This is a genomic window from Rhizomicrobium electricum (assembly GCF_011762045.1).
Taxonomy (GTDB): Bacteria; Pseudomonadota; Alphaproteobacteria; order Micropepsales; family Micropepsaceae; genus Rhizomicrobium; species Rhizomicrobium electricum.
Genome location: NZ_JAASQS010000004.1, coordinates 259,703 through 284,794, shown reverse-complemented (window position 1 = coordinate 284,794; position 25,092 = coordinate 259,703). Strand labels below are relative to the sequence as shown.

General features: G+C 63.9%; 25 protein-coding genes. 17 read left to right on the top strand and 8 right to left on the bottom strand.

Annotated features, from left to right (window positions below; genetic code table 11):
- Window positions 1-49 precede the first annotated feature (49 nt).
- The 3 genes from fumC to FHS84_RS09420 all read left to right on the top strand — a co-directional run bounded on the left by fumC (window position 50) and on the right by FHS84_RS09420 (window position 3,306).
- On the top strand, window positions 50-1,441 hold the full coding sequence (fumC, locus tag FHS84_RS09430; protein WP_166933363.1) for a class II fumarate hydratase: 1,392 nt from the start codon (window positions 50-52) through the stop codon (window positions 1,439-1,441).
- A gap of 111 nt (window positions 1,442-1,552) precedes the next feature.
- Window positions 1,553-2,281, top strand: coding sequence for a spermidine synthase (locus FHS84_RS09425; RefSeq protein WP_166933361.1), 729 nt, complete (start codon window positions 1,553-1,555; stop codon window positions 2,279-2,281).
- A gap of 122 nt (window positions 2,282-2,403) precedes the next feature.
- On the top strand, window positions 2,404-3,306 hold the full coding sequence (locus FHS84_RS09420; RefSeq protein WP_208393781.1) for a DMT family transporter: 903 nt from the start codon (window positions 2,404-2,406) through the stop codon (window positions 3,304-3,306).
- On the opposite strand, the gene FHS84_RS09415 is transcribed toward FHS84_RS09420, so the two are convergent.
- Window positions 3,307-3,684, bottom strand: a complete 378-nt coding sequence (locus FHS84_RS09415; protein ID WP_166933359.1) for a hypothetical protein — start codon at window positions 3,682-3,684, stop codon at window positions 3,307-3,309.
- A gap of 105 nt (window positions 3,685-3,789) precedes the next feature.
- Here FHS84_RS09415 and FHS84_RS09410 point away from each other — a divergent pair, with 105 nt between their 5' ends.
- The 12 genes from FHS84_RS09410 to FHS84_RS09355 all read left to right on the top strand — a co-directional run bounded on the left by FHS84_RS09410 (window position 3,790) and on the right by FHS84_RS09355 (window position 13,718).
- A complete protein-coding gene (locus FHS84_RS09410) occupies window positions 3,790-3,999 on the top strand; it encodes a ribbon-helix-helix domain-containing protein (RefSeq protein WP_166933357.1) in 210 nt (69 codons plus the stop codon).
- A 29-nt stretch (window positions 4,000-4,028) separates the two neighbouring features.
- Entirely contained in the window at window positions 4,029-4,616 is a 588-nt protein-coding gene (locus tag FHS84_RS09405) for a glutathione S-transferase family protein (protein ID WP_166933355.1), read from the top strand.
- Window positions 4,617-4,618: 2 nt separating this feature from the next.
- Window positions 4,619-4,795: a DUF4169 family protein gene (locus tag FHS84_RS09400; protein WP_166933353.1), complete on the top strand. Its 177-nt coding sequence runs from the start codon at window positions 4,619-4,621 to the stop codon at window positions 4,793-4,795.
- A 67-nt stretch (window positions 4,796-4,862) separates the two neighbouring features.
- The gene (locus FHS84_RS09395) at window positions 4,863-7,187 is read left to right on the top strand and encodes a UvrD-helicase domain-containing protein (RefSeq protein ID WP_166933351.1); all 2,325 of its coding nucleotides are present in this window, start codon (window positions 4,863-4,865) and stop codon (window positions 7,185-7,187) included.
- Between the two features lie 24 nt (window positions 7,188-7,211).
- The gene (locus tag FHS84_RS09390) at window positions 7,212-8,018 is read left to right on the top strand and encodes a hypothetical protein (protein WP_166933349.1); all 807 of its coding nucleotides are present in this window, start codon (window positions 7,212-7,214) and stop codon (window positions 8,016-8,018) included.
- Between the two features lie 8 nt (window positions 8,019-8,026).
- Window positions 8,027-8,443: a hypothetical protein gene (locus tag FHS84_RS09385; RefSeq protein WP_166933347.1), complete on the top strand. Its 417-nt coding sequence runs from the start codon at window positions 8,027-8,029 to the stop codon at window positions 8,441-8,443.
- A gap of 30 nt (window positions 8,444-8,473) precedes the next feature.
- On the top strand, window positions 8,474-8,863 hold the full coding sequence (locus tag FHS84_RS09380) for a DUF6632 domain-containing protein (protein ID WP_166933345.1): 390 nt from the start codon (window positions 8,474-8,476) through the stop codon (window positions 8,861-8,863).
- A 31-nt stretch (window positions 8,864-8,894) separates the two neighbouring features.
- The gene (locus tag FHS84_RS09375; protein WP_166933343.1) at window positions 8,895-9,755 is read left to right on the top strand and encodes a 50S ribosomal protein L11 methyltransferase; all 861 of its coding nucleotides are present in this window, start codon (window positions 8,895-8,897) and stop codon (window positions 9,753-9,755) included.
- 40 nt (window positions 9,756-9,795) lie between these two features.
- Window positions 9,796-11,610, top strand: a complete 1,815-nt coding sequence (locus tag FHS84_RS09370) for an aminopeptidase P family protein (protein ID WP_166933341.1) — start codon at window positions 9,796-9,798, stop codon at window positions 11,608-11,610.
- On the top strand, window positions 11,580-12,620 hold the full coding sequence (locus tag FHS84_RS09365) for an alpha/beta hydrolase-fold protein (protein WP_208393780.1): 1,041 nt from the start codon (window positions 11,580-11,582) through the stop codon (window positions 12,618-12,620). Before FHS84_RS09370 ends, FHS84_RS09365 begins: the two co-directional genes overlap by 31 nt.
- Before the next feature lie 65 nt (window positions 12,621-12,685).
- Window positions 12,686-13,006, top strand: coding sequence for an NIPSNAP family protein (locus FHS84_RS09360; protein WP_166933339.1), 321 nt, complete (start codon window positions 12,686-12,688; stop codon window positions 13,004-13,006).
- A gap of 25 nt (window positions 13,007-13,031) precedes the next feature.
- Window positions 13,032-13,718, top strand: a complete 687-nt coding sequence (locus FHS84_RS09355; RefSeq protein WP_166933337.1) for a hypothetical protein — start codon at window positions 13,032-13,034, stop codon at window positions 13,716-13,718.
- 40 nt (window positions 13,719-13,758) lie between these two features.
- On the opposite strand, the gene FHS84_RS09350 is transcribed toward FHS84_RS09355, so the two are convergent.
- The 5 genes from FHS84_RS09350 to lpxC all read right to left on the bottom strand — a co-directional run bounded on the left by FHS84_RS09350 (window position 13,759) and on the right by lpxC (window position 20,183).
- Complete coding sequence (locus FHS84_RS09350) at window positions 13,759-14,385, bottom strand: 3'-5' exonuclease (protein WP_166933335.1); 627 nt, start codon at window positions 14,383-14,385, stop codon at window positions 13,759-13,761.
- A complete protein-coding gene (ligA, locus tag FHS84_RS09345) occupies window positions 14,382-16,511 on the bottom strand; it encodes an NAD-dependent DNA ligase LigA (RefSeq protein WP_166933333.1) in 2,130 nt (709 codons plus the stop codon). Before ligA ends, FHS84_RS09350 begins: the two co-directional genes overlap by 4 nt.
- Window positions 16,508-18,184: a DNA repair protein RecN gene (recN, locus tag FHS84_RS09340; protein ID WP_166933331.1), complete on the bottom strand. Its 1,677-nt coding sequence runs from the start codon at window positions 18,182-18,184 to the stop codon at window positions 16,508-16,510. Before recN ends, ligA begins: the two co-directional genes overlap by 4 nt.
- Before the next feature lie 103 nt (window positions 18,185-18,287).
- Window positions 18,288-19,133 carry an outer membrane protein assembly factor BamD gene (locus FHS84_RS09335; protein ID WP_166933329.1) on the bottom strand — a complete coding sequence of 282 codons (846 nt, stop codon included), beginning with the start codon at window positions 19,131-19,133 and terminating at the stop codon, window positions 18,288-18,290.
- 198 nt (window positions 19,134-19,331) lie between these two features.
- Window positions 19,332-20,183, bottom strand: a complete 852-nt coding sequence (lpxC, locus tag FHS84_RS09330) for a UDP-3-O-acyl-N-acetylglucosamine deacetylase (protein WP_166933327.1) — start codon at window positions 20,181-20,183, stop codon at window positions 19,332-19,334.
- Window positions 20,184-20,336: 153 nt separating this feature from the next.
- Between lpxC and FHS84_RS09325 the strand changes: the two genes are divergently transcribed.
- Both FHS84_RS09325 and FHS84_RS09320 read left to right on the top strand, forming a co-directional pair.
- Window positions 20,337-21,221, top strand: coding sequence for a hypothetical protein (locus tag FHS84_RS09325; RefSeq protein WP_166933325.1), 885 nt, complete (start codon window positions 20,337-20,339; stop codon window positions 21,219-21,221).
- Window positions 21,222-21,363: 142 nt separating this feature from the next.
- Window positions 21,364-21,558: a hypothetical protein gene (locus FHS84_RS09320; protein ID WP_166933323.1), complete on the top strand. Its 195-nt coding sequence runs from the start codon at window positions 21,364-21,366 to the stop codon at window positions 21,556-21,558.
- Here the strand turns inward: FHS84_RS09320 and FHS84_RS09315 are convergent.
- Complete coding sequence (locus tag FHS84_RS09315; RefSeq protein ID WP_166933321.1) at window positions 21,536-22,846, bottom strand: alpha-amylase family glycosyl hydrolase; 1,311 nt, start codon at window positions 22,844-22,846, stop codon at window positions 21,536-21,538. The two genes, FHS84_RS09320 and FHS84_RS09315, sit on opposite strands and share 23 nt — an antisense overlap.
- Before the next feature lie 199 nt (window positions 22,847-23,045).
- The gene (locus FHS84_RS09310; RefSeq protein ID WP_166933319.1) at window positions 23,046-25,067 is read right to left on the bottom strand and encodes a glycoside hydrolase family 97 protein; all 2,022 of its coding nucleotides are present in this window, start codon (window positions 25,065-25,067) and stop codon (window positions 23,046-23,048) included.
- Between the last annotated feature and the right edge of the window lie 25 nt (window positions 25,068-25,092).

Here is a 25,092-nt window from a genome sequence, read left to right as displayed (position 1 = left end):
ACCGATGAATCGGTGTTGGCAACGCCTCGTCACCGATTAGAATAGTTCCATGACCAAGACTCGCACCGAGACCGACACCTTCGGTCCCATCGACGTGGATGCGTCCCGCTATTGGGGCGCCCAGGCGGAACGCTCGCGCAACAATTTCAAGATCGGCTGGGAGAAACAGCCGGCGCCGGTGATCCGCGCGCTCGGCATCGTCAAACGCGCCGCCGCCGAGACCAACATGGAACTCGGACGTCTCGATCCGGCGCTCGGCAAGGCGATCATCGCGGCCGCGCAAGAGGTCATCGACGGCAAGCTCGACGCGCATTTTCCGCTGGTGGTGTGGCAGACCGGTTCGGGCACACAGTCGAACATGAATGCCAATGAGGTGATTTCGAACCGCGCCATCGAGATGCTGGGCGGCGAGATGGGCTCGAAAAAGCCGGTCCATCCCAACGATCACGTCAATATGAGCCAGTCGTCGAACGACACCTATCCCACTGCCATGCATGTCGCGGCGGCGGAGGAGATCGTCCACCGGCTGCTGCCCGCCCTCACCAAGCTGCGCGATGCGCTGGCCGCAAAGGCGGCGGCCTGGCACGACATCGTCAAGATCGGCCGCACCCACACCCAGGACGCCACGCCGTTGACGCTGGGGCAGGAATTTTCCGGCTACGCCCAGCAGGTGACGAACGGCATCGCCCGCATCGAACAGACCCTGCCGATGCTGATGCAACTCGCCCAAGGCGGGACCGCGGTCGGCACCGGCCTCAATGCGCCGGTCGGCTTCGCCGAACTGGTGGCCGGAAAGATCGCCGCCATCACCGGCCTCGCCTTCACCTCGGCACCCAACAAGTTCGAGGCGCTCGCAGCCCACGACGCCATGGTGATGAGCCACGGCGCCATCAACACGGTCGCCGCGTCCCTCTTCAAGATCGCCAACGACATCCGCTTCCTCGGTTCGGGACCGCGCGCGGGCCTCGGCGAACTGGCGCTGCCGGAGAACGAGCCGGGCTCCTCGATCATGCCGGGCAAGGTCAATCCCACCCAGTGCGAGGCGATGACCCAGGTCTCAATCCAGATCTTCGGCAACAACGCTGCGCTTACCTTCGCGGGCAGCCAGGGCCATTTCGAGCTCAACGTGTTCAATCCGGTGATGGCCTACAATTTCCTGCAAAGCGTGCGGCTGATGGCCGATGCGGCGGTGAGCTTCACCGACAACTGCGTGGCGGGCATCGAACCGAGGCGGGACAACATCAAGGCGGGCCTCGAACGCTCGCTGATGCTGGTGACGGCGCTGGCGCCCAAGATCGGCTACGACGCCGCCGCCAAGATCGCCAAGACCGCCCACAAGAACGGCACCACGCTGAAAGAGGAAGCCCTCAGGACGGGGCTCGTCACGGCGGAGGAGTTCGAGGCGATCGTGCGCCCGGAGGATATGATCGCGCCGAAGTAGCAGACGTCTTTCGCCGCGCCAAAGGCGCGCGGAAGAGGGTACTTGTCACAGCGGAAGAATTCGAGTGTATCGTGAACCCGGAAAACAGGATCGCGCCGAAATAGTTCCGCCATGCCACGCAAGAAGACGTCCGCGACGGCGGACCACGGGCTCGTCGTCGAATACAACAATGCCTCGGGCAAAGTCTCCTTCTGGCAGAAAGACGACAATCACAGCCTCGCCGACAGCCGCGGCATCTCGACGGCGGACTACATCCACGCCATGTACGGCTTCCTGCGGCAAGCGGGAAGCCGTCACGTCCTGATGATCGGCTGCGGCGGCGGCACGCTCGCGACCATGCTCCGGCGCGTCGGGGTTCGCGTGACGATGGTCGACATCGACGGACGCAGCTTCGAGATCGCCAGCACCTATTTCCATCTGCCTGCCGACGTCGAATGCCATATCGCCGACGGCGAAGCGTTCCTGAAAAAGACCGGCGACAAGTATGACGCCGTCGTGCTCGACGCCTATTGCGACAACGAGATCCCGCGTCACATGCGCAGCCGCCGTTTCTTCAATCTCGTCAAGTCGCGGCTCAAGCTGCGCGGCGTTGTGCTTCTCAACCTGATCGTCCGCGACGACGACGACGGCACGCCCGACCGCATCGCGCGGATGATGCAGCGCACCTGGCGTCAGGTTCGCCTGCTCGATGCCGTCGGCCACGAAGGCCGCAACGCCGTTGCCGTCGCGGGCGCGGTGAAAAACCTCAAGCGGCCGCGGCTTTTGATGCGGCCGAAATGCTGCGCCAAATCGCTGGCGCGCGACCTTCGCACCCTGGATTTCCGTCCCGTACGCGCTTGAGCGCGGCATAGGTGCTATGCGCCGGGATCGCTGGCGCCCGCCGCCGTCCGCCGCAAGGATCGGGCTGCACGAGACAGCGCCCTGCGGGTATGTCTCGGACGCAGCAGAAAACGGATACGCGAATGACGGCCGCTACGATGGGACGCCGCGAATGGGCGCTGTTCCTGGTGCTCAGTTTCTTCTGGGGCGCCTCGTTCTTCTTCTACAAAGTGCTGGTGACGGCGCTGGGCCCGTTCACCATCGTGCTCGGCCGCATGGGCATCGCCGCCGTCATCATGAACTTGTTCCTCGCCGTGCGCGGCGAGAAGCTCCCGGCGTTGCGCGAATGGGGCCCCTATTTCCTCCTGGCGCTGCTGTCGAACGTGATCCCGTTCAGCCTGTTCGCCTACGGCGAGCAGACCATCTCGTCGGGACTGGCGTCGATCATCAACGCCATGACGCCGATCTTCACCGTCATCGTCGCCCATTTCTGGACCTATAACGAGAAGTTCTCCTGGAACAAGGCGGCCGGGGTGGCGTGCGGACTTGCCGGCGTCACCATCCTGATGGGACCGAGCGCGCTCGGCGGCAACAGCATCGTCGGCGAGCTTGCCTGCCTCGGCTCGACGGTGTCCTACGGTTTCGGCGGCGTTTACGGCAAACGCTTTTCCCACCGCTCGCTGTTCGTGGTGGTGACGGCGCAGTTGACGGCCGCGACCATTCTGGTGGCGCCGTTGGCCTTCCTGTTCGAGCATCCCTGGACGCTGCCGATGCCGGATTGGCATGTGTGGAGCGCTCTTATCGGTATCGCTGTGGTCTCGACCGTGCTCGCCTATCTCATTTTCTTCCACATCCTGAACAAGGCCGGCGCGACCAATATTTCGCTCGTCACCTTCCTCATTCCGGTGAGCGGCTTGTTCCTCGGCACGGTGTTTCTCGGCGAAACCGTGGCGCCGACCGATCTGGCCGGCATGGCGGTGATCGCGCTGGGGCTTGCCGCCATCGACGGTCGCCCGTTCCTGTGGCTCAGAAGGATGGCAGCTTGATCAACGCTGGTCGGCCCACCAATCGTCGGGGAACGCCAACTGCTGTCCCACGCCGGGGAAATAGTGGTTGTTGCAGCGTGTCGCGGTGAGCTGCACCGTGCCGTCGGTGATGGTGCCTTGCGCCATGCCTTCGCGAATGATGGCCGCGCCGTCAATCACCGTCAGCGTGTAGCGCTCCGGGTCTTCGGTCGGATTGCGATTGAGATGGGCCTGCTGCGCCTTGATCGCGCCCATTTCGAACGCCGCGCCGGAGGCGCCGTTGAGCCGGGCCCCTTCCGCCAGATAAGTGTAGAGCGTGGCGCAGACCGTATCGGCGTCCGCCGCGTGCGCGGGCACCGCCAAGACAGCCAGCATCGCTCCCCACAACAGTTTTCGCATGATCCTGCAACCGAAGACGCGGGCGGAACCTAACCGGGGCACCGTTGCGGAAGGGAAGCGGGAAATCGCGGCCGGCGTGCTAGGGTCCGCTTCCGGGGAATCGCCATGCTGAAAAAACGATCCTTCTCGCTCTCGCGCCATCGCACCTCCGTCGCCCTGGAAAACGAGTTCTGGGCGGTGCTGGAAGCCGACGCGCGCGCCGCCGGAAAGAGCCTTGCCGCCCTGGTGGGGGAGATTGACGCTGCGCGAGGTATGCGCCCACTGGCGAGCGCCCTGCGCATTCATGCGCTTGCTGCGGCAAAACGGGCGCCCTAGCCTCTCCCCGCCCCATTGGAGAGATCGCCATGCTGACGCTGTATCACGCGCCCAAGTCGCGCTCGAGTTCCATTGTGTGGCTGCTCGAGGAACTGGGCCAGTCCTATCAGATGCGGGTGGTCGACATCCGCCGCGCCGACGGCAGCGGCAGCCGCGATGCCCACAATCCGCATCCGCACGGCAAGGTGCCGGCGCTCGACCATGACGGCCAGCACGTGTTCGAGACCGCCGCCATCGCGCTCTATCTGACGGATCTGTTCCCGGAAAAGGGTCTGGCGCCCAAAGTCGGCGATCCCGACCGCGGCGAGTATCTGTCCTGGCTCGCCTACCGGCCGGGCGTGATCGAACCCTCGCTGATGATGCGGCGGCTGAATGTCACCCACGTTCCCGGCGCCATGGGCTGGGCCCCCGCCGAGGAGGTCGAAGCCTTTCTCAACCAGACGTTGGAGACCCGCGAATACCTTCTCGGGAACCGCTTTTCGGCCGCGGATATCATCACCGGCGGGGCGATTTACTATCTCACGATGTTCAAGGTGATGCATGAAACGCCGGTCCTGAAGGCGTATACTGACCGCATCACCGCGCGGCCGGCGTTCAAACGGGCCATGGAATCGTGAGCATGAGCAACGTCGTCAATCTCCGCCAAGCGCGCAAAGTCAAAGCGCGTCACGAGAAGGAAGTCGTCGCTGAAGCCAATCGGGCCAAGCACGGCATCGCCAAGAGCGCCCATACCAAGGCCAAGATCATGGCCGCCCATACGAACCGGCGGCTGGAAGGCCACAAGCTGGACGAGTAGTTCCGGGGGTCGCGGGGTGAGAACAACGCGTGAACTTTCGCGCCGCCCCTGCTAGAACACCGGAATCATGATCGGCAATTACGAAGACCCGCTCGATTCCGCATTCGGGCACGAACCCGTGACGCCCGCTCCGGCAGTGGAGCCCCCGTACCTCAAGGGGCTCAACAAGGAACAACGCGAGGCGGTCGAGACCACCGATGGCCCGGTTCTGGTGCTGGCCGGCGCCGGCACCGGCAAGACGCGCGTGCTGACGACGCGCCTCGCCCACATTCTTTACATGCGCAAGGCGTGGCCGTCGCAGATCCTGGCGGTGACCTTCACCAACAAGGCCGCGCGCGAGATGAAGGAGCGCATCGGCGCGCTGATCGGCGGCGTGGTCGAAGGCATGCAGTGGCTCGGCACCTTCCACTCGATCGGCGCCCGCATGCTGCGCCGCCATGCCGAACTGGCGGGCCGCAAATCGAACTTCACTATCATCGACACCGACGACCAGATCCGGCTGATGAAGCAGTTGCTCGAAACCGAGAACATCGACGAGAAGCGCTGGCCGGCCCGCACGCTCGCCGCCATGATCGACGGCTGGAAGAACAAGGGCCTCAAGCCCGACGACGTGCCCGACGGCGAGGCGCACGGCTTTGCCAACGGCAAGGGCCGCACGCTTTATGCGATGTATCAGGAGCGGCTGAAATCGCTCAACGCCTGCGATTTCGGCGATCTGTTGCTCGATACGCTGTCGATCCTGCGCGAACATCCCGACGTGCTCGCCGATTACCGCGACCGCTTCCGCTACATCCTGGTCGACGAATACCAGGACACCAACGTGGTGCAGTATCTGTGGCTGAAGCTTTTGGGCGGCGGCGCCAAGGAAAGCGGACGCCATAACGTCTGCGTGGTCGGCGACGACGATCAGTCGATTTACGCCTGGCGCGGCGCCGAAGTCGAAAACATCCTGCGCTTCGAACGCGATTTCCCCGGCGCCAAGGTGATCCGCCTCGAACGCAATTACCGCTCGACGCCGTCGATCCTGGGCGCCGCTTCGGGCCTGATCGAAGCCAACAAAGGCCGCCTCGGCAAGACGCTGTGGACCGAAGGCGATCCCGGCGAGAAGATCAAGGTGCAAGGCGTGTGGGACGGCGAGGAAGAGGCCCGCAACGTCTCCGCCACCGCCGAGGATCTGCATCGCCAGGGCCATGCCTACTCCGCCATGGCGATTCTGGTGCGCGCCTCGTTCCAGATGCGCGAATTCGAAGACCGCTTCATCGCGCTCGGCCTGCCTTATCGCGTCATCGGCGGTCCGCGCTTCTACGAACGCGCCGAAATCCGCGATGCCATGGCGTATTTGCGCCTCACCGCCCAGCCCGACGACGATCTCGCCTTCGAGCGCATCGTCAACAAGCCCAAGCGCGGCATCGGCGATGCCAGTGTGCAGACGCTGCATACCTTCGCCCGCGGGCGCCATCTGCCGCTGCTCGCCGCCGCGCGCGAGATCGTCGAGACCGACGAACTGCCGCCCAAGGCGAAGAAGGCGTTGAACGAACTCGCCGCCAGTTTCGCGCGTTGGAGCGATGTCTCGCGTCACCTGCCGCACACCGAACTCGCCGAAATGATCTTGGACGAGTGCGGCTATACCGACATGCTGAAGGCCGACAAATCGGCGGAAGCGCCGGGGCGGCTCGACAACCTGAAGGAACTGGTGCGCTCGATGGAGCAGTTCGAGTCCCTCGCCGGGTTCCTCGAACATGTGCAGTTGGTGATGGATGTCGAGCAGAACGAGACCGACGACAAGCTGAACCTGATGACCCTGCACGCCGCCAAGGGTCTCGAATTCGACACCGTGTTCCTGCCCGGCTGGGAAGAAGGCTTGTTCCCGAGCCAGCGCACCATGGATGAGAACGGCCTCGCCGGTCTCGAAGAGGAACGCCGCCTTGCCTATGTCGGCCTGACGCGCGCCAAGAAGCGGGCGCGGATTTTCTTCGCCGCCAACCGGCGCGTGCACGGAAGCTGGCAAAGCGCGCTGCCCAGCCGCTTCATCAACGAGCTGCCGGAACAGCATGTCGAGACCACGGTCGACGAAGGCTTCTACGGCGGCAACGCCGGCTTCCGCGATAACATGAGCGGCTTCGCGTCGACTTATGAAAGCCCCGGCTGGAAGCGCGCCCAGGCCAACAAGGATGCCGGTTACCGCCGCACCCGCCCGCCGCTGATCGAAGCGCAAGCCTGGAGCGTGCAGACCAGCGATCCCAGCGCCTCGCAATACGCGCGCGGCGACCGCGTCTTCCACCAGAAATTCGGCTACGGCCGCGTCACCGGCGTCGAAGGCAACAAGCTGACGGTGAATTTCGACAAGGCCGGCGAGAAGAAGGTGATCGACCAGTTCGTGACGAGGGGATAGCGTTTCAAAACTTCGGGGGGGCCGATGAGATCCTGTCGTTTATTGACATGCACACTCGCTGGGCTGGTGGAGCTGACCTCTGCACAGGCAAAGCCGAGCGACGTCGAGTTGCTGCACGCAATATTCCCGCACACCACGATTTCCTTGCTAGCCAACAAGCACATCGATCGCAGCGGCAATATTGATAGATTCAAGTTTCGTGACGCGTTGGCGGACTCTGCGGTCTATCGTGTCGACGGCGCACCGAACGACGACATGGAAAAGTGTCTAGCGTCAGACCTCCTGAGTGACGACGGCCATGTCAGAACACGACGCGAGGTTCGGCTTAAAGTGTTGCCTTGGCCAGGAACGCGCGCGGACTTTTTGGCGCTCATTCAGTATGAGTTTGCCGATGGTAATCCGCCGGGTTCGTGTACCGCGCTCTCCCGCCTGTTTCGCCTATCATCAGGCGGCAACGGATGGAAGATCACCGCAACGTACCAGTTTGAAACGGTCCATCACGGAACCGTGCAGCGTTTCGCGATGATCGATGATCCGACACGGCCCCTGCTGACCACGATCACGAACGAAGGTGGCGGCGGGTTCTACGCTGCGACGGTCTCGGTCTTCGACCTCCGCGTCGGATCGCTCAAGCCCGTATTGCAGCAGCCCGTGATCCTCAGAGACATCGAAGGTGACAGTTACAACCAGGAGATCGATAAGGACGCCTCACACCGAAAAGGCGACAACTATCTCTGCTTCACGAAGCATATATTTGCCAGAAATTGGCGCCAGAATAGGCATCCCCAAACCAGCCATCCATGCTATCTGCTGGGTGAAAAGCATAAATAGAAGCCTTGATGCCTGAAGCCGATGATATCACCATCACCGAAACCGTCTCCGACCTCGCGCTGGTCGCGCTGGAGCAAGGTTTGGCGGCGCGGCAGGGGGCGGCGGATTTTGCGCCGTTCGTGCTGATCGAGAGCGGCGGGCATTGTTATATCCGCGCGTTCGCAGCGAAGGACGACGTGGTGGAACAAGCCGCGGCGTTTCTTGCCCGGGAGTCCGATACGACGTCGACCTATGCCTTGACGTATGACGGCACTGTCACCGTCGAAGGCACGCCGTTCGATGCCATTCTGGTGATCGCCGGCGAGCCGGGTGCGGATGCGTTCGTCTTCACTCAGCGCTATGATGCGGCGGCTTCGCCCATCGCCCTGATCGGCGATCCGGCCCTCATCGGCCAGCACGACTCTCTGTTGCAGAAGGTTCCGTAACACGCCACCCACATCGATAAGGGTCCAGTCATGAACGCCTTGTCCCTGCTCCGGCTTGCATTGGTTGTCTTCGGCGTCGTCTGTCTTCTCTTTTATCCAATCGCGCTGGTGTGGCCGTCGGGCTGGATCTGGCACCACGGCGCGCCCTACGAGTCCGACTATTTCATGATGATCGTCGGGCTCTACGCCACCCTCGGCGTATTTCTCATTCGCGCCGCGCGCGATCCGCTCGCCCATCAAAGCCTGATCTGGTTCACCGCGGTTTCGAGCCTCGTCCATGGAGCCATCATGACGCAGCAATCCTTCGGAACCGCCGGCGGAATGAACCACATGGGCCATCTGGCGGGCGATGTTCCCGCACTGTTCGTCGTTGCTGCCGTCCTCGGCGGGCTTCTCTGGCGCGCCAAGTCCACAGCTTGAGGAAATGGCGGCGCTGGCGTAAATGCGCCCCATGAACACGCAGCCCCCCCTCTGGAAAGCCTCCGTTCCCTGCAAGAAGATCGATGCGCCCGATATCGTGGCGGCGTTGGAGCTCGCGCCGCCGAGCCCGCAGGCCGTGCTGATCCAGGAGGACCCGTTCAAGGATAACGGCATGGTGGAGGCGCTGTACGACGTGATGCCGGACGGCGATCTGCTCAGCCGCATCGTCGGCAAGGCGGTGCATGTGCAGCTTCTGCCCGATGCCGATTGGATCAAGCTTTCCCAGGAAGGCCTGCCGCCGGTACGCGCCGGACGCTTCTTCGTCTATGGTGCCCACGACGCCGGCAAGGTGCCGCATGGCGTCATTCCGATGAAGATCGAAGCCGGGCAGGCGTTCGGCACCGGCCATCACGAAACCACCGCGTTGTGCCTTTCGGTTCTCTCGGCGCTCGCCAAGCTGCGGCGCTACGACAACGTGCTCGACATCGGCTGCGGCACCGGTCTGCTCGCCATCGGCGCCGCCAAGCTGTGGCGCGAACCCGTCACCGCCTCCGACATCGATCCGATCGCCATCGAAGTGACGCGCGAGAACGCGGTCGCCAACGGCGTCGGGCCGCTGGTCCAGTCGGTCGTCGCCGATGGGCCGATGCATCCGATCCTGCGCACCCTGGCGCCTTACGATCTCATTCTCGCCAACATCCTGGCCGGCCCGTTGACGCGGCTGGCGCCGTCGATCTCCCATATCGTTGCCAAGGGCGGCACGCTGGTGCTGTCGGGCCTGCTGCATTGGCAGGAAATCCTGGTGCTCAGCTACTACCGCCCGCACGGCCTCAAGCTGGTCGATACCCGTCGCGACGGAAGCTGGAGCGCACTGGTGCTGGAACGGGCGTAAGGGTGGATTCCGCCCGGCGTTGGCCGTAACCTGCCGCGCCATGAAAAAGATCTTCCAGTCGTTCGACGAAATCTCCGATCCGGCGACCTGTGCGCCGCATTTGAAACTCCTGCGCGAGGAACTCGCCCGCCGCGGGCTCGACGGCTTTCTGGTGCCGCGCTCCGACGAGCACCAAGGCGAATACGTGCCCAAGCACGCCGAGCGCCTCGCATGGCTCACCGCCTTCACCGGCTCGGCCGGCATCGCGGTGGTGCTGAAGGACAAGGCGGCGATCTTCGTCGACGGCCGCTACACCTTGATGGTGCGGGGCCAGGTCGATCTTGATTTGATCGAACCGCACGATCTGATCGCCGAAGGCCCCGGCGCGTGGCTGGAGCAGAACGCACCCAAGAGCGCCAAGATCGGCTTCGATCCCTGGCTGCATACCGCGAGCGCCATCGAGTCCTTGACCGCGAGCGTCGAGAAAGCCGGGGCAACCCTCGTCGCCTGCAGCACCAATCCGATCGATGCGGTGTGGGCCGATCAGCCCGAGCCGCCGACCGCCAAGGCCATCGTGCAGCCGTTCAACATGGCCGGCGAGACCTCGGAGAAAAAGCGCACCCGCATCGCCGAAGAGATCAAAGCCAAAGGCACCGATGCGCTGGTGCAGACCATGCCGGATTCGATCGCCTGGCTGTTCAACATCCGCGGCGACGACGTTCCGCACACCCCGTTCGCGCTCAGCTTCGCGATCCTGCACAGCGACGGCACCGCCGACTGGTTCATCGACGAGAAGAAGACTTCGCCGGAGCTGATCGCCCATCTCGGCAACAGCGTGCGCCGCCATACGCCCGCGGAATTCGCGCCGGTGCTCGACACCCTGAAAGGCAAAACCGTCGCGGCCGATCCCAACACCGCCGCGGCGGCGATCTTCGCGCGGCTCGAAAAAGCCGGCGCCACCGTCAAGCGGATGGCCGATCCCTGCCAGCTCGCCAAGGCGTGCAAGAACTCGGTCGAGATCGAAGGCATGCGCAAGGCGCACCTGCGCGACGGTATCGCCATGGCGAAGTTCCTGTGCTGGCTCGATGCCGAGGCGCCCAAAGGCGGACTCGACGAGATCAAGGCGGCGCAGCAGTTGGAGGCGTTCCGCAGTACGTCGGAATACCTCACCGATCTGTCGTTCGATTCGATTTCGGCGGCATCGGAACACGCGGCGATCCCGCACTATCATGTGACGCAGTCGTCGAACCTGCCGATCAAGATGAACGAGATCTATCTGATCGATTCCGGCGGCCAGTATCCCGACGGCACCACCGACATCACCCGCACCATTATCGTCGGCACCCCGAGCGCGGAGATGAAGGACCGCTTCACCCGCGTCTTGAAGGGCCATATCGCGCTCGCCACCGCCAAGTTCCCCGAAGGCACGGCGGGGGTGCAGCTCGACAGCTTCGCGCGGCGGCCGTTGTGGGACGCAGGGCTCGATTACGATCACGGCACCGGCCACGGCGTCGGCGCCTATCTGTCGGTCCATGAAGGCCCGCAGAACATTTCCAAGCGCCCGATCCCGCAGGCCTTGAAGCCCGGCATGGTGATCTCCAACGAGCCCGGCTACTACAAGGCGGGCGAATACGGCATCCGCATCGAGAACCTTGTCGTGGTGCAGCTTTGCGCCAACCCAGGCGATCGCAGGATGATGGAATTCGAAACCATCACGCTGGCCCCGATCGACACCCGCCTGATCGAACCCGCGCTGATGACCGAGGCGGAGAAGGCTTGGCTCAACGCCTATCATGCGCGCGTGCGCGAGGTGCTGTCGCCGCTCGTCGATGACGACACCAAGGCGTGGCTGGCGGCCGCCACGAGGGCGATCTGATGCGGCGCGAGGCGTTTCCCCGCGGCACCGTCTCGGCGCTGTGGCTCGAAAGCACGGTGCTGCAGGGCAATCTGATCGGCGAACCGACCGAGCGGCGCATCGATGTTTATGTGCCGGCGGATCACGACGGGCGCGGCTTGCCGCTCCTGGTCGATCTCGTCGGCTTCACCGGCGGCGGGCCGTCGCACACCAACTGGAAAAACTTCGGCGAGAATTTGCCGGAACGGCTCGACCGGCTGATCGCGACCGGCGCCATGCCGCCGGTGGTGGTCGCCCTGCCCGATTGCTACACCAAGCTCGGCGGCAATCAGTATATCAACTCCGCAGCGCTGGGCCGCTGGGACGATTTCCTGCTCTCGGAAATGGTGCCGCTGGTCGAACGCGAATTTTCCTGCGGCGGTGCCGGGCGGCGCGGCTGTTTCGGCAAAAGCTCGGGCGGCTACGGCGCCATGGTGCATGCGCTGCTGCATCCCGATTTCTGGTCGGCGGCGGCCGATCATTCCGGCGACAAGGCGTTCGAACTGCTGTTCGCAAGCGACTGGCCGAAGGTTTTGCGGGCGATCGCCAAGACCGAGAATTCCATCCAAAAATGGCTGGAAGCCTTTTTCGCCGCCACCGCGGTGAAAGTGAAAGACGGCGACGTGCATGTGCTGATGGATCTCGCCATGTGCGCCACCTACGATCCCGATCCGGATGCCTTCATGGGCGTGCGCCTGCCGGTGACGATCGACACTTGCGAGATCATTCCCGAACGCTGGGCCAATTTCGTCAAATGGGATCCGCTGACGCTGGTCGAAACCCACGGCGAAGGCTTGAAGCGCTTGAAGGCGCTCTATCTCGATTGCGGCGACGAGGACCAGTACAATCTCGTCTACGGCGCCCGGCGGATGCACAAGCGGCTCGATGCGCTCGGCGTGCCGCACATTTACGAGGAATTTCCCGACAATCATTCCTCGGTCGATTACCGCATGGACCGCAGCCTGCCCATTCTCGCCAATGCACTTCTTTAATTGTCGCGCGACTGATCGGAAAACCGCTGCACACTTTTCCGGTCGCGCTCAGCTAGGGGAAGCCCATGATCGTCGAACTGCGCACCTACACCATCAAGCGCGGCCACCGCGCCGCCATTCTCGAAGCGCTGAAGGGACCGACCTTCGCCGAACTGAAGCGCATCGGCGTCAAGTGCGCCGGACCATGGGCCTCGACCGAAGACGAACAGAAAGTCTTCTGGATGCGCGGCTTTCCCGACGCGGCGTCGCGCACCAAAATGACCAACGAATTCTACGGCGGCGCCGCGTGGACGAATACGCTGTCGGGAATTTTCATGCCGGTGCTGGAAAAGCACGACGTGGTGCCGGTCGAAATGGACGAAAGCGCGGTGAACTGGACGGTGTAGGTTTCACCACGTTCCGGGGGGCACGATGGAATACTATTCCGAAAACACGCTGTTCGGGTTCGCGCTGCTGGCGTGGATCGCGCTGTATCTGGTTCTGAAAATCGTTCTCCGCGTCGTGCTTGCCGCGGCGCATTACGACCCTGGCAGCCAGAAGGGGTTCTGGATCGACTACAACACGCTGCGCCACGGAATGACGTTCCGCATCGTCAACCTCGGCCTGCCGCTGGCCGTCGTGATCGGCGGCTATTACCTCGTCGCCGGCCATAACGGCCCCAAAGGCATGCGGAACCTCTACCAAGCGACCATCACGACAATGCAGCGCCTCCAAAGCGGGAAAGAGCAGATCGGCACGCGGCCGCTGGCCGGCATTGTGGTGATGCGGCGCGACGACAAGTGTGCCGGCACGCCCGATTGCCCGATCGCGATCGATGCCGACAAGACGATGGACATCGAACAATCGCGGCGCACCGCTCCCGGTCAAACGCCCCGGATCGTGCTGATCCTGTCGTGCCACCCGGTGAAAACGCGCGAATGCGTCGGCGCCTGCCCCGGCGGCCACGAATTCTTCAGCGACCTGTGTACCGTGACGCGCTGGGACGTGAAGGACGGTTCCTATCAGCCGCCATCGGCCCCGTTCCTGGCAACAGAAGAATCCGAGGGCTATCGCCAAGCATTGCGCGAGGCTGAGCAGATCGTCGACGGCCGCAACTGACGGCGCGCGTCAGCGGATTACGACTGGGGCGAGCCGCAGTTTACCGCTCTGACCGCACTCTAGGACGCCGCCGCCACGACGTGCCGCCGCACGAACAGGGCTGATAGCCGCCGGCGTAGATTTTGCCGGGGATCATGTCGATCAAGGCCGGAACCGCTTCGATGCCGGAGGCGCCGAGATCGGCAGCAACCGCCAGCGCCACCTCGCCGCAAACGCGCGCATCTTCGGCCGCGTTGTGGTGGTTGAAGCTGATGCACAAATGCCGGCCGAGGTCGTTGAGCTTGTGCGACGACAGATCGGGCCAGACCTTGCGCGCCATCTTCACGGTGCAGAGATAATCGAAACTCGGATAGGTCGTGCCGTAAAGATCGAGCGAGGCGCGCCACACGCTCATATCGAAGGCGGCGTTGTGGGCGATCATGACGGCGCCGGCGAAATCGGCGGCGAATTCCTCCATCACTTCGGGAAACTCGGGCGCATCCTCGACGTCTTCGGGATGAATGCCGTGAATGCCGATATTGAAGCCGGAAAACCGCATCTCGCGCGGGCGGATCAAGCGCTCCTCGACGCGGGTCACCGCGCCGCCGTCGATCCAGGCGAGCCCCACCGAGCAGGCCGAGGCGCGCTGCTCGTTGGCGGTTTCGAAATCGATGGCGATGATGCTCATCCGCCGATCAGCCTCAGCCAGGCGTCTTCGTCGAGCACTTCGACGCCGTGTTTCTGCGCCTCGGCGAGCTTGGAGCCGGCGCCGGGGCCGGCGATGACGATGTCGGTTTTCTTCGACACCGAACTGGCGACCTTGGCGCCGAGCGCTTCGGCCCGCGCCTTGGCTTCGTGACGGGTCATCTTTTCGAGACTGCCGGTGAACACCACCGTCTTGCCTGCGACCGGTGAACCGGACGCCGCGGGCGCGGCGACTTCCAGCGGCGTCACTTCCTTCGCCAAGCGATCGAGCGCCTTGATGTTATGCGGTTCGTCGAAGAAGTCCTTGATCGCCTCGGCGACGGTTTCGCCGATGCCTTCGATCTGGGTGAGTTCGGCGACCGCATTCTCGCCCGCCATCGCAGTGCGCAACGCTTCCAGCGTATGGAAATGGCGCGCCAAAAGTTTTGCCGTGGTCTCGCCGACATGGCGGATGCCGAGCGCGTTGACGAAGCGGTCGAGCGGAATCTGGCGCCGCGCTTCGATGGCGTCGAACAGTTTCTTGACGCTTTGTTCGCCCCAGCCTTCGCGTTCGAGCAGCGCCTCGGCGTGTTTCTTGGCGAGATGGAAGATATCGGCCGGTTCTTTGATGAGGCCGTCTTCGAAAAAGGACTGGGTCGCCTTTTCGCCCATGCCTTCGATATCGAAACAATCGCGGCTGACGAAATGGCGCAAACGTTCCACCGCCTGGGCCGGACAGATGAGGCCGCCGGTGCAGCGGCGGTCGACGTCTTCCTTGCCGGTCTTCTCGTCCACCTCGCGCACGGCATGGCTGCCGCACACCGGGCACTTCTCGGGGAACTTGTACGGCTTCGACGTCTTGGGCCGCCTGTCCTCGATCACACGCACGACTTGCGGAATGACGTCGCCGGCGCGCTGGATCACGACGGTGTCGCCGATCCGCACATCGAGCTTGGCGATGTAGTCCTGATTGTGCAGCGTCGCGTTCGACACCACCACGCCGCCGACCGTGACCGGCTTCAGCTTCGCCACCGGCGTCAGCTTACCGGTGCGCCCGACCTGGATGTCGATATCCTCGACTATCGTTTCGGCCTGCTCGGCGGGGAATTTGTGGGCAATGGCCCAGCGCGGGCTACGCGACACGAAGCCAAGACGCTGCTGCAGTTCGAGGCTGTCGATCTTGTAGACGACGCCGTCGATATCGTAGCTGAGGCCGGCACGCTTCTCGCCGATTTCGCGATAGAACGCGAGAATCTCCTCCACGGTCGAAGCCTGGCGGATCAGCGGATTGACCACGAAGCCGAATTTCTTGAACGCCGCCAGCATGCCCGATTGCGTATCGGCCGGCATCTCCGATGCCTCGCCCCAGGCATAAGCGAAAAAGTTCAGCGCCCGCGCCGCGGTGATCGCGGGATCGAGCTGGCGCACCGAACCCGCCGCCGAGTTGCGCGGATTGGCATACAGCGGTTTGCCGTCTTTTTCCTGGCGCGCATTGAGCGCGGCGAATTCCTTATGGGTCATATAGACCTCGCCGCGCACTTCCAGCACCGCCGGCGCTTTGCCTTTGAGGCGCAGCGGGATGTCCTTGATGGTGCGAAGATTGGCGGTGATGTCTTCGCCTTCGCTGCCGTCGCCGCGGGTCGCGCCTTGCACGAAGACGCCGTTCTCGTAGCGCAGCGACGCGGACAACCCGTCGATCTTGGGCTCGCAGGTGAAGGTCAGCGGCACGTCGTCGGAAAGCCCGAGAAAGCGGCGGATGCGGGCGACGAAATCGGTGACGTCGTCGTCGGCAAACGCGTTGTCGAGCGACAGCATCGGCTTGGCATGCACGACTTTGGCGAACTTCTCGCTCGCCTTGGCGCCGACGCGATGGCTGGGGCTGTCGGGACGGATCAGCTTGGGAAAGCGCGCCTCGATGGCGGCGTTGCGCAAACGCAAGGCATCATATTCGGCATCGGAAATCGTCGGCGCGTCTTCGCCGTGATAGCGCCGGTCGTGCTCGGCAATTTCGCCCGCCAGCCGTTCGAGTTCGGCGGCGGCTTCCTTTTCCGTCAATTTGTCGACGGCGGCCGTGGTCGTGGCCGCGGCGAACAGATCGCGGGCCGGTGCAGTGTCTTTCTTCTTCGTCATACCCGGCTTTTCCGCGGTTTCTTCGGCGCCGCTTCGGCGATCAAACGTTTGGCGGCGGCGCGCGCTTCGGCCGTCACCTCGGCACCGGACAACATGCGCGCGACTTCTTCAAGCCGTTCCTCGCCGTCGAGCTGTTCGATGGTGGTCTTGGAACCCTTGCGGCTGATGCGGAAATGACGTTCGGCGCGGGCGGCGACTTGCGGACTGTGGGTGACGAGCAGCACTTGCGTCGTCTGCGACAGCTTCTGCAATCGCAATCCCACCGCATCGGCGACCGCACCGCCGACACCGCGATCGACTTCGTCGAACACCAGCGCGGCCGGCGGCGCCGCTTCGGCCAGCGCCACCTTGATGGCGAGCGAAAAGCGCGCCAGTTCGCCGCCCGACGCGATCTTGGTCAGCGGTCCGAACGGCGCGCCTTCGACGGTCGCCACTTCGAACGCCACCCGCTCCAAGCCTTGCGCGGTGGGATCGCATTCGACGAAGGCGACGCGGAACCGGGCATGGCCGAGTTTCAGCGGCTTCAATTCGCTTTCCACCGCCTTTTCGAGATCCCTCGCCGCGGCATGCCGCGCATCCGAAAGACGCATCGCGCTGGCCATGAACTGGGCGCGGGCATGCAGCGCGGCGGCTTCGGCCTCTTTCAGCTTGCCGCCGGAAAGATCGAGCGCATCGAGCTTGTCACGGAAATCCGCCAGCACCACCGGCAGGCCATCCGGCTTGACCGAGTATTTGCGCGCCGCGGCGCGCAGCGCGAACAGCCGCTCTTCCTTTTTCTCCAGCGCGCCGGCATCGACTTCGAGCCGCGACAGCAGGGCGTCGAGTTCGCGGCGGCCTTCTTCGGCCAGCGCAAACGCCTGCTCCAGCACCGTCTCGGCGGCGGAGGCGGCTTGGCGCGCTTCCTCGCTCATGCGGCTCAGCCGCTTCAAGGCGCCGGCCAGCGCACTCTCCGCACCGCGCTCGCCGGAAAGAAGATCGGACGCGGCGGAAATATCCTCGGCAATGCGGGCGGCGTTCATCAACAGCGCTCGTTCGGAGGCGAGGGTTTCCTCTTCGCCCGGTTCGGGATCGAGCGCGGAAAGTTCCTCCACCGCTTGGCGGATGTAATCGGCATCGGCCGCCGCGGCCGCCTGGGCACGCTTCAGATCGTCCGCCGCGATGCGGGCGGTGTCGTAAGCGGCGAACAGGCTCGCCACTTCTTCGGCCAGCGCCTCGTGGCCGCCGAAAGCGTCGAGCAGCGCCCGATGGGTGGCATTGTCGAACAGGCCGCGATCGTCGGACTGGCCATGCACTTCGAGCAGGGCGGCGCCGAGGTCCTTGAGGAAGGTCACGCCCACCGGTTCGTCGTTGACGTAGGCGCGGGTGCGCCCGTCGGCCGACAGCGTCCGGCGCAACACGATCTCGCCGTCGCAGGGAATGGATTGGTCGGCCAGCAGCCCGCGCGAAGGGTGCTTCTTGGGCGGCTCGAACAGGGCCGTGGCCGAGCCCTGGCTGCTGCCGGGACGCACGCTCGCCCGGCCGCCGCCGCGCCCGCCGGCCGCCAGTCCCAGCGCATCGAGCAGGATCGATTTGCCGGCGCCGGTCTCGCCGGTCAGCACGTTAAGGCCGGCCGCGAACTCCAGCCGCGCCGCTTCGATGAGGACAATGTCGCGCACGCTAAGGGCAGCGAGCATCGCGCGTTCACCCAGAATCTTTCGGAACGAATAGTGACCAGAAGAAGGGAAGGATCAAGCGTTCTTTCCTCCTCCGCGGAGGAGGCAGGAAATCCGTCGCTTTTTACAGAATGTGGTTGAACGCCCGCGAAATCCACGAGCCCTTGTCCTCTTCCGGCTTCAGATGCTTTTTCTGAAGCAGGTTGTAGGCGTCCTCGTACCAGGGGCTGCCGGGATAGTTGTGGCCGAGGATGGCGGCGGCGGTCTGGGCTTCGCGGGTGAGGCCGAGGGCGTAATAGGCCTCGGTCAGCCGCTCCAGGGCTTCGGCGATCTGGGTGGTGCGCTGATACTGTTCGACCACGACGCGGAAGCGGTTGATGGCGCCGATGTAGTCGCCGCGATGAAGATAATAGCGGCCGACTTCCATCTGCTTGCCGGCAAGGTGATCCAGCGTCAGGTCGATCTTCAGGGTGGCGTCGCGGGCGTATTCGGTATCGGGGAAACGCTGCACCACGTCCTGCAGGGCAACGAGCGCCTGTTCGGTGTTGGTCTGGTCGCGCTCGACGTCGACGATCTGCTCATAGAGCGACACCGCCTTCAGGTAGAAGGCATACGCCACTTCCTTCGAACCGGGATGCAGCGAGATGTAGTTGTCGGCGGCGGACACCGCGTCGGTGTATTTGTTGGCCTGATAGTAGCAGTAGGCGCTCATCAGCGAGGCGCGGCGCGCCCACACCGAATAGGGATGCTGACGCTCGACTTCGGCGAACTGCTTGGCGGCATCGGCCCAGTCGTTGTTGCGCAGCTTCTTCCAGGCATCGGCGTAGATCTGCTCGATCGGCCGTTCCTGATAGTCGGCGTCGCGCTGCTCTTCCTTGCCGGTCTGACGATCGATCCAGGCGCAGCCCGACAGGGACATGCCGACGCCGATGACGAGCACAGCGGCCAAACCGCGCGACAGAAGCTGCATGGACAAGCGTTCCAGTTCAGGCGCCCAGAAACGGGCATGCGGGACGCCTTATCGCATCCGGAACGACGCAAGGTCCAGAGGGCAAAACCGCCTTTGTATTAACCGGTTAGCATGGGGCCGGGGTTACAGCGCCGTAATTTGAAGCGCCTGCCGGAAAAGGGCCTCTGGATTTCCATCCGCGAGCGCGGCGATCCCAAACTACGCGGGAACGATCCGGTAATTGGCGGGGTCGGAATAAAGCGCCCGGAGCAACGCGTTATTGAGCGCGTGGCCGGACTTGACGCCTTCGAAGCGGGCGATCAGCGGCGCCCCGGCCAGACTGAGATCGCCCACGGCGTCCAGGAGCTTGTGGCGCACGAACTCGTCCGGAAAACGCATGATATCGGCGTTCAAAACCTTGTCGCCGTCGATCGCCAGGGTGTTGTGCAGCGAGGCGCCATGACCGCGGTCCATCTTCTTGAGGGCCTCGAGCTGGGCGATGTCGCCGAAAGTGCGGGCCGGAGCGATCTCGTGCCGGAATGCCGCAGGCGACCACTCGAACGCGAAATGCTGCCGGCCGATCGCCGCCGAGGCGAACGCGATCTCGAAGGTGAATTGCAGGGTCGGCGCCGGGACCAGGGCGCAGTGCGCCTCCTTGTGCGTCACTTCCACGCGGCGCAGGACCTTCACCGCCTGGCGGGGTGTCTCGAGCTCCCGCACCCCGGCGGCGTCGAGCAGATCGAGGAACGACAGGGCGTCGCCATCCAGCACCGGCGGCTCGGGGCCGTCGACCTCGACCACCAGATCGTCGATCCCGGCGCCGGCTACCGCCGCCATCAGGTGCTCGACGACCGCGACCGACGCCCGCCCGCTTTCGAGTGTGGTGCCGAGGGTCGTTTCGGTGACGCAATCATAGCGGGCCGGAACCTCGAGACCGCCCAAATCCATCCGCCGGAACACCACGCCGGATCCCGCCGCGGCGGGAGCCAGGATCATGCGGACCTGAGTGCCGGCGTGCAGGGCGATGCCCTCGCAGGCGACTTCCTTGGCAATCGTGTGTCTGAAGCTCATGGCGGAGCATTCTCGTGGCGGAAGCCGGATCATACAAGCGTCAAAGACGCCGTCACATCACGGATGATACCAGGATGTTACCGTAACGCCGCCGCTTGCCAGTACGGCTATTCCTGCCATTAATGGATTTCCAAACGGTCGGGGGGATGTGCCGTGGAAGAACACCGCAATAAATGGCTTTCCGTCATCGTCATGGCGATCGTCGTCGCCGCGACGGTTTACGGCACATGGTTTTATCGTCTCGAACTTGAAGATCTTGGCCGTGCCGTTGGCCCCGCCGGGCGGGCGCCGCAGATGTATCTCTGGGGCGCCGAAATCGCGATTTGCTTCATCGTATGGGGTTTGACCTATGGCGTTTGCGCGGCGCTCCAGCGCAACAGCCGTGTGTGGCAAGGCTTCAATCTCCTGCCGGTCCTGCTGCTGGCGGTGATCCTGGTCAATTTCGGTCCGCAGCTCGCGCGCAAAGCCGGTTTCGATTGGGTCGACGATACGCGCTGGCAATCGCCGCGGATGCTGGAGAACGACTACGCCGCCCAGGTGATTATGAACGCCAACGCCTGTCAGGCCGAACTGGATCAGGTCGGCTTTCCGAAATTCATGCGCCCCGTCAGTCTCGGATCGCAAAAGGGGCTCGAGCGCGCCCGCGAAAAGCTGAAACAGACGCAAGCCGTCGAGCAGTCCTGCCGCGACCGCGATACCGCCGCCGCGGCCAAGTTCCGGACCGCACTCGCCGCGCTGCACACGACCTCGGCGGCGAGACAAGCGGCTGTTGCTGCGCTCGCCGACAGCGCCGAAGCCGACAGTGCCCGCTTGCGCCAGATCGATGCCGACCTGATCGCCGAGTACACCCGCATGCTCGACGATCTGGCCGCCGCCAAGTCCGGCTGGTACGCCCATGGCTTCGACATGGCGTTCTACGGCACCCGCGATGCCGCCCGCTTCAAGTCGCATGCGGCGGCCATCAAAACGCTGGCGAAAGAGCGCGAAGCGGTGACCCAGCGGCTGTGGTCCCGCAACCCCGAGGCCGGACAAGGCTAGAGCGAACCGCGCGTCGGTTCGCGCCGGCGGCGCGGCTTTCCGGCAACGGTCGGCGGCAAATGCCGGAACGCGCACAATTTCCCCGGCAATGCTAACCCTACGCTAACGACCCCGCGGTCACTCTGGCGCTGTGGAGGCCAGCATGTCCCAGGAACACGCGACCAGTATCGTTTGCACCGCCGCCGAGACCGAAGACTGGCTGGCGATGGAGCTCGAGGAACGCAACGGCCGCCGCGGCGCCGCGGTGTCCTGGTCCGTCGACCATGCCCGCCCGCTCCTGTCGGTCGCCACCATCGCCGTGATGGGCCTGATCCTCAGCGCGCTGATTTTCGGGTAGACGCCTCTTTTAGAGAGATCGTCCAGGCATACGGCTTGAGCGCACCGGGTTTCAGACCCGCGCCTTTCACCACCTGCACCTTGTCCGAAAGATTCACCGTCACCGTCACGCTGTGACCGTCCTTCGCGCGCCGGAAGGCGAAGACGTGCGCATTGTGCGGATCGAGCACGTCCATCGCGGCGTTGTCGTTCCAGAGCGCCGGCGTGTCGTGCTTGAGCGTCAGCAGGCCGCGATAAAAATCCGCCAGCGGATAGTTCTTCCAGGCGATCGGGTCCTTCTCGAAGAATTTGAGCCGCTTGTCGAGGCCGGACTCCTGCCCCGAATAAACCAGTGGCATGCCGGGCACGGTGGCGGCGATCACCGCATACGGCTTGAACGCCTTGCCGTAGAGCTCGGTATCGGACCCGGCCCAGGAATTCTCGTCATGATCGGAGGTGAACTCCATCCGATACGAGCCCGCCGGATAGGTCTTGGGCGGATGAGCGAAGAAATCGCGCAAGACGTCGGCATCGCCGGTTTTCGCCGATTTGACCAGGACATGGTAGAAATCCCAGCCATAAGTCATATCGAAGGCGTCTTGCTGCAGCTCCGGCTTGTCGGACTCGGCCAGCATGAACACCGGCTTGATCTTGTCCAACTCGCGCCGCGCTTCGTTCCAGAAATCGACCGGCACGTTGGTGGCGACGTCCTCACGGAAGCCGTCGACGTCGGCGGTTTTGATCCAGAACGCCATGGCGTCGATCATCGCCGCGCGCAACGCCGGCACTTTGTAATCGAGGCCGACGACGTCTTCCCACACCTGCTTGTCGGCGCCGGAGCCGAACGTCACCGGCCCGATCTTGCCGGTCTCGTCCTTCAGGTACCACTCGGGATGGTCTTTGACCCAGGGATTGTCCCAGGCGGTGTGATTGGGCACCCAATCGAGGATGACCTTCATGCCGAGGCCGTGGGCGCGCGCGACCAGCGTCTTGAGATCGTCCATGGTGCCGAACTCGGGATTGACCGCCTTGTAGTCGGCGACCGAATAGTAGCTGCCGAGCGGGCCTTTCCTGTGCTCCTTGCCGATGGGATGGATCGGCATCAGCCAGACGATGTCGATGCCCATGGTCTTCAGCCGCGGCAGATCCTTGGTCACCGCCGAAAGCGCGCTGTCGGGCGAATACTGGCGCACATTCACTTCATAAATGGTCGCGTTCCTGGCCCAGCCGGGATGGACGACATCGGCGGAGGCGAACGGCGCGAGAGAAAAGGCGAGAGCGGTGGCAAGAAGAAGTGCGCGGTTGGACATGTTCCCTCTCCAAAATTCTGTCATCCCCGGCCGAAGCCGCGTAGCGGCGCAGGGGAAGGGGACCCAGGTGCCGATAACGGAATGGCGCCGACACCCGAGCAAAACTGCATCACATCGTCAGCGTACAGCTCGCTTCAACACCTGGGTCCCCTTCCCTTCGCTGCGCTGACGCTTGCTCAGCCGGGGATGACAGGTGTGCTCACTTCGCCACAAAGCGGATCGCGGCGCCGCCGCCGCGGGCGAGATTCAGCGTCAGCGTCTCGCCCGGCTTCACCGCGCGCTTTCCAATATCGATGGCGTGCGGGTTGGTGTCCCAATCGGCATCCTTGGCGTCGAGATAGGTCTCGGCGACCCAGCGATGCTTGTTGTCGAGGAAATCGAGCTTCACCGTCAGCGTGCGCTTGGTGTCGTCGCCGACGGCGCCGAGATACCAGTTGGCGGAATTGCGATCCTTGCGCGCGATCACGGCGAATTGGCCCGGCTCGCCCGCGAGCACGCGGGTATCCTGCCAGTCGGTCGGCACGTCCTTGATGAACTGGAACGGCCCCGGATACTTGGCATAGTTCTCCGGCAAATCGGCGACCATCTGCACCGGGCTGTAGAGCACGATGTAGTCGGCGAGCTGGTGCGTGACCGTGTTCCGGATCTTCTGGCCTTTCTGGCCGGTAAGGCTCAAGACGCCCGGCGTGAAATCGAACGGACCGGCCAGCATGCGGGTGAAGACCAGCAAGGATTCATGGTTCGGCGGATTGGGCGGATTGCCCCAGGCATTGTATTCCTGGCCGCGGGCGCCTTCGCGCGACACCCAGTTGGGATAGGTGCGGCGCAGGCCGGTGTCCTTGATCGGCTCGTGATCGACGACGCCGATATGGCGCCCGGCCGCTTCGGTGACCACCTTCAAGTGATGCACCGCCGAGGCTTGGCTGTCGTGATATTCGTAATAGGTCTTGCCGTCGGCGCCTTTGACACGCAGACCGCCCGCATCGGCGACATAGCCGGTCTTGATCGAGTCGTAGCCGAGCCCGGCGAGCAGATCGAGCGCGGCGGGAAGCTGGGCTTCGTAATTGTCGACCTTTCCGAACGTCTCGTGATGGCCGATGATCTTGACGCCCTTCGCCTTGGCATAGGCCGCCAGCGCCTTGATGTCGAAATCGGGATAAGCGCGCGTGTAGGAAAGATCGTGGCCGTTGGCGAACCAGTCGTCGTCCCACGAATAATTCCAGCCTTCCACCAGCACTTCCTTGAAGCCATTGGCGGCGGCGAAATCGATCATGCGCTTGGTGTTCTCGGTGGTGGCGCCGTGATGCGGCCCCGAACCCCAGGTCTCGAGCCCGAGGTGCATGCCCCACCAGATGCCGGCGTATTTGTAGGGCTTGAACCACGCCACATCGACCTTGGCGGGCTCGTTGAGGTTCAGTTCGAGATGCGACATGTAAAGACCGGGCGCGCTATCGGCGATGATCATCGTGCGCCAGGGCGACGGGAACGGCGCCGTGCGCAGCACCTTGGCGGCATGCTGCGCCGACGGCGACAGCACCGTCTTGAGCCGCTGACCATCGACGCGGCGCAGCCACATCGCGGAATAATCGACCAGCGCCGCTTCGTGGAACGCGATGTAGAGGCCCTTGTCGGTCTTGATCGTCAGCGGCGTGTGCGCTTGGCTCACCTGATCGAGACGGGTGTGCTGGTAAAGCTGCTCGTAGCGGTTCCATTCGCCGCCGACTTCCCACCACGCCTCGGCCGGATCGGCGACGGCGAATTCGGTCAGCTCCTCGCCGATGTTCACGGTCTTGAGCTGCGGCTGTTCGGGGAATTCGTAGCGGAAGCCGACACCGTCGTCATAGACGCGGAACACGATATCGAGTTTGCGCGCCGGCGCGATCTTCTCTTTCAGATGGACGCGCAGCTCGTTGTAGTGATTGCGGATGAAGCGCCATTCGCCCCAAGGCTGCTCCCAGGTGTCGTCGTGGGCGGCGGTTTCGACGCCGTCGAGCTTGAAATTGCGTTCGAGCTTGGGCTGATCGGTGAGAAGGAAGCCGAGCCGCGACGGCTGGATCACGTCTTTACCGCCCCGCGTCACCGAATAGGACGGCCGCCCGTCGCCGTCGATCTGGATCTGAACCGCCAGCACTTTGCCGGGCGAGGCGATCTCCGCCACCGGATCGGCCTTGGCCGGAACCAGGGCAAACGCCAACGCCAGCGCGAAGAGTGCGTGCTTCATTCCATCCTCCCGAAAGGGGCCCGCC

Bases quoted from the DNA above. Each gene is read 5' to 3' on its own strand.
- FHS84_RS09405 (WP_166933355.1), top strand. From the start codon at position 4,029: ATGCTGACGCTGTATCACGCGCCCAAGTCGCGCTCGAGTTCCATTGTG.
- FHS84_RS09350 (WP_166933335.1), bottom strand. From the start codon at position 14,385: ATGAGCATCATCGCCATCGATTTCGAAACCGCCAACGAGCAGCGCGCC.
- FHS84_RS09385 (WP_166933347.1), top strand. From the start codon at position 8,027: ATGCCTGAAGCCGATGATATCACCATCACCGAAACCGTCTCCGACCTC.
- fumC (WP_166933363.1), top strand. From the start codon at position 50: ATGACCAAGACTCGCACCGAGACCGACACCTTCGGTCCCATCGACGTG.
- FHS84_RS09410 (WP_166933357.1), top strand. From the start codon at position 3,790: ATGCTGAAAAAACGATCCTTCTCGCTCTCGCGCCATCGCACCTCCGTC.
- FHS84_RS09420 (WP_208393781.1), top strand. From the start codon at position 2,404: ATGACGGCCGCTACGATGGGACGCCGCGAATGGGCGCTGTTCCTGGTG.
- FHS84_RS09370 (WP_166933341.1), top strand. From the start codon at position 9,796: ATGAAAAAGATCTTCCAGTCGTTCGACGAAATCTCCGATCCGGCGACC.
- ligA (WP_166933333.1), bottom strand. From the start codon at position 16,511: ATGACGAAGAAGAAAGACACTGCACCGGCCCGCGATCTGTTCGCCGCG.
- recN (WP_166933331.1), bottom strand. From the start codon at position 18,184: ATGCTCGCTGCCCTTAGCGTGCGCGACATTGTCCTCATCGAAGCGGCG.
- FHS84_RS09395 (WP_166933351.1), top strand. From the start codon at position 4,863: ATGATCGGCAATTACGAAGACCCGCTCGATTCCGCATTCGGGCACGAA.
- FHS84_RS09315 (WP_166933321.1), bottom strand. From the start codon at position 22,846: ATGTCCAACCGCGCACTTCTTCTTGCCACCGCTCTCGCCTTTTCTCTC.
- FHS84_RS09355 (WP_166933337.1), top strand. From the start codon at position 13,032: ATGGAATACTATTCCGAAAACACGCTGTTCGGGTTCGCGCTGCTGGCG.
- FHS84_RS09310 (WP_166933319.1), bottom strand. From the start codon at position 25,067: ATGAAGCACGCACTCTTCGCGCTGGCGTTGGCGTTTGCCCTGGTTCCG.
- FHS84_RS09390 (WP_166933349.1), top strand. From the start codon at position 7,212: ATGAGATCCTGTCGTTTATTGACATGCACACTCGCTGGGCTGGTGGAG.
- FHS84_RS09335 (WP_166933329.1), bottom strand. From the start codon at position 19,133: ATGCAGCTTCTGTCGCGCGGTTTGGCCGCTGTGCTCGTCATCGGCGTC.
- lpxC (WP_166933327.1), bottom strand. From the start codon at position 20,183: ATGAGCTTCAGACACACGATTGCCAAGGAAGTCGCCTGCGAGGGCATC.
- FHS84_RS09415 (WP_166933359.1), bottom strand. From the start codon at position 3,684: ATGCGAAAACTGTTGTGGGGAGCGATGCTGGCTGTCTTGGCGGTGCCC.
- FHS84_RS09320 (WP_166933323.1), top strand. From the start codon at position 21,364: ATGTCCCAGGAACACGCGACCAGTATCGTTTGCACCGCCGCCGAGACC.
- FHS84_RS09380 (WP_166933345.1), top strand. From the start codon at position 8,474: ATGAACGCCTTGTCCCTGCTCCGGCTTGCATTGGTTGTCTTCGGCGTC.
- FHS84_RS09425 (WP_166933361.1), top strand. From the start codon at position 1,553: ATGCCACGCAAGAAGACGTCCGCGACGGCGGACCACGGGCTCGTCGTC.
- FHS84_RS09360 (WP_166933339.1), top strand. From the start codon at position 12,686: ATGATCGTCGAACTGCGCACCTACACCATCAAGCGCGGCCACCGCGCC.
- FHS84_RS09375 (WP_166933343.1), top strand. From the start codon at position 8,895: ATGAACACGCAGCCCCCCCTCTGGAAAGCCTCCGTTCCCTGCAAGAAG.
- FHS84_RS09400 (WP_166933353.1), top strand. From the start codon at position 4,619: ATGAGCAACGTCGTCAATCTCCGCCAAGCGCGCAAAGTCAAAGCGCGT.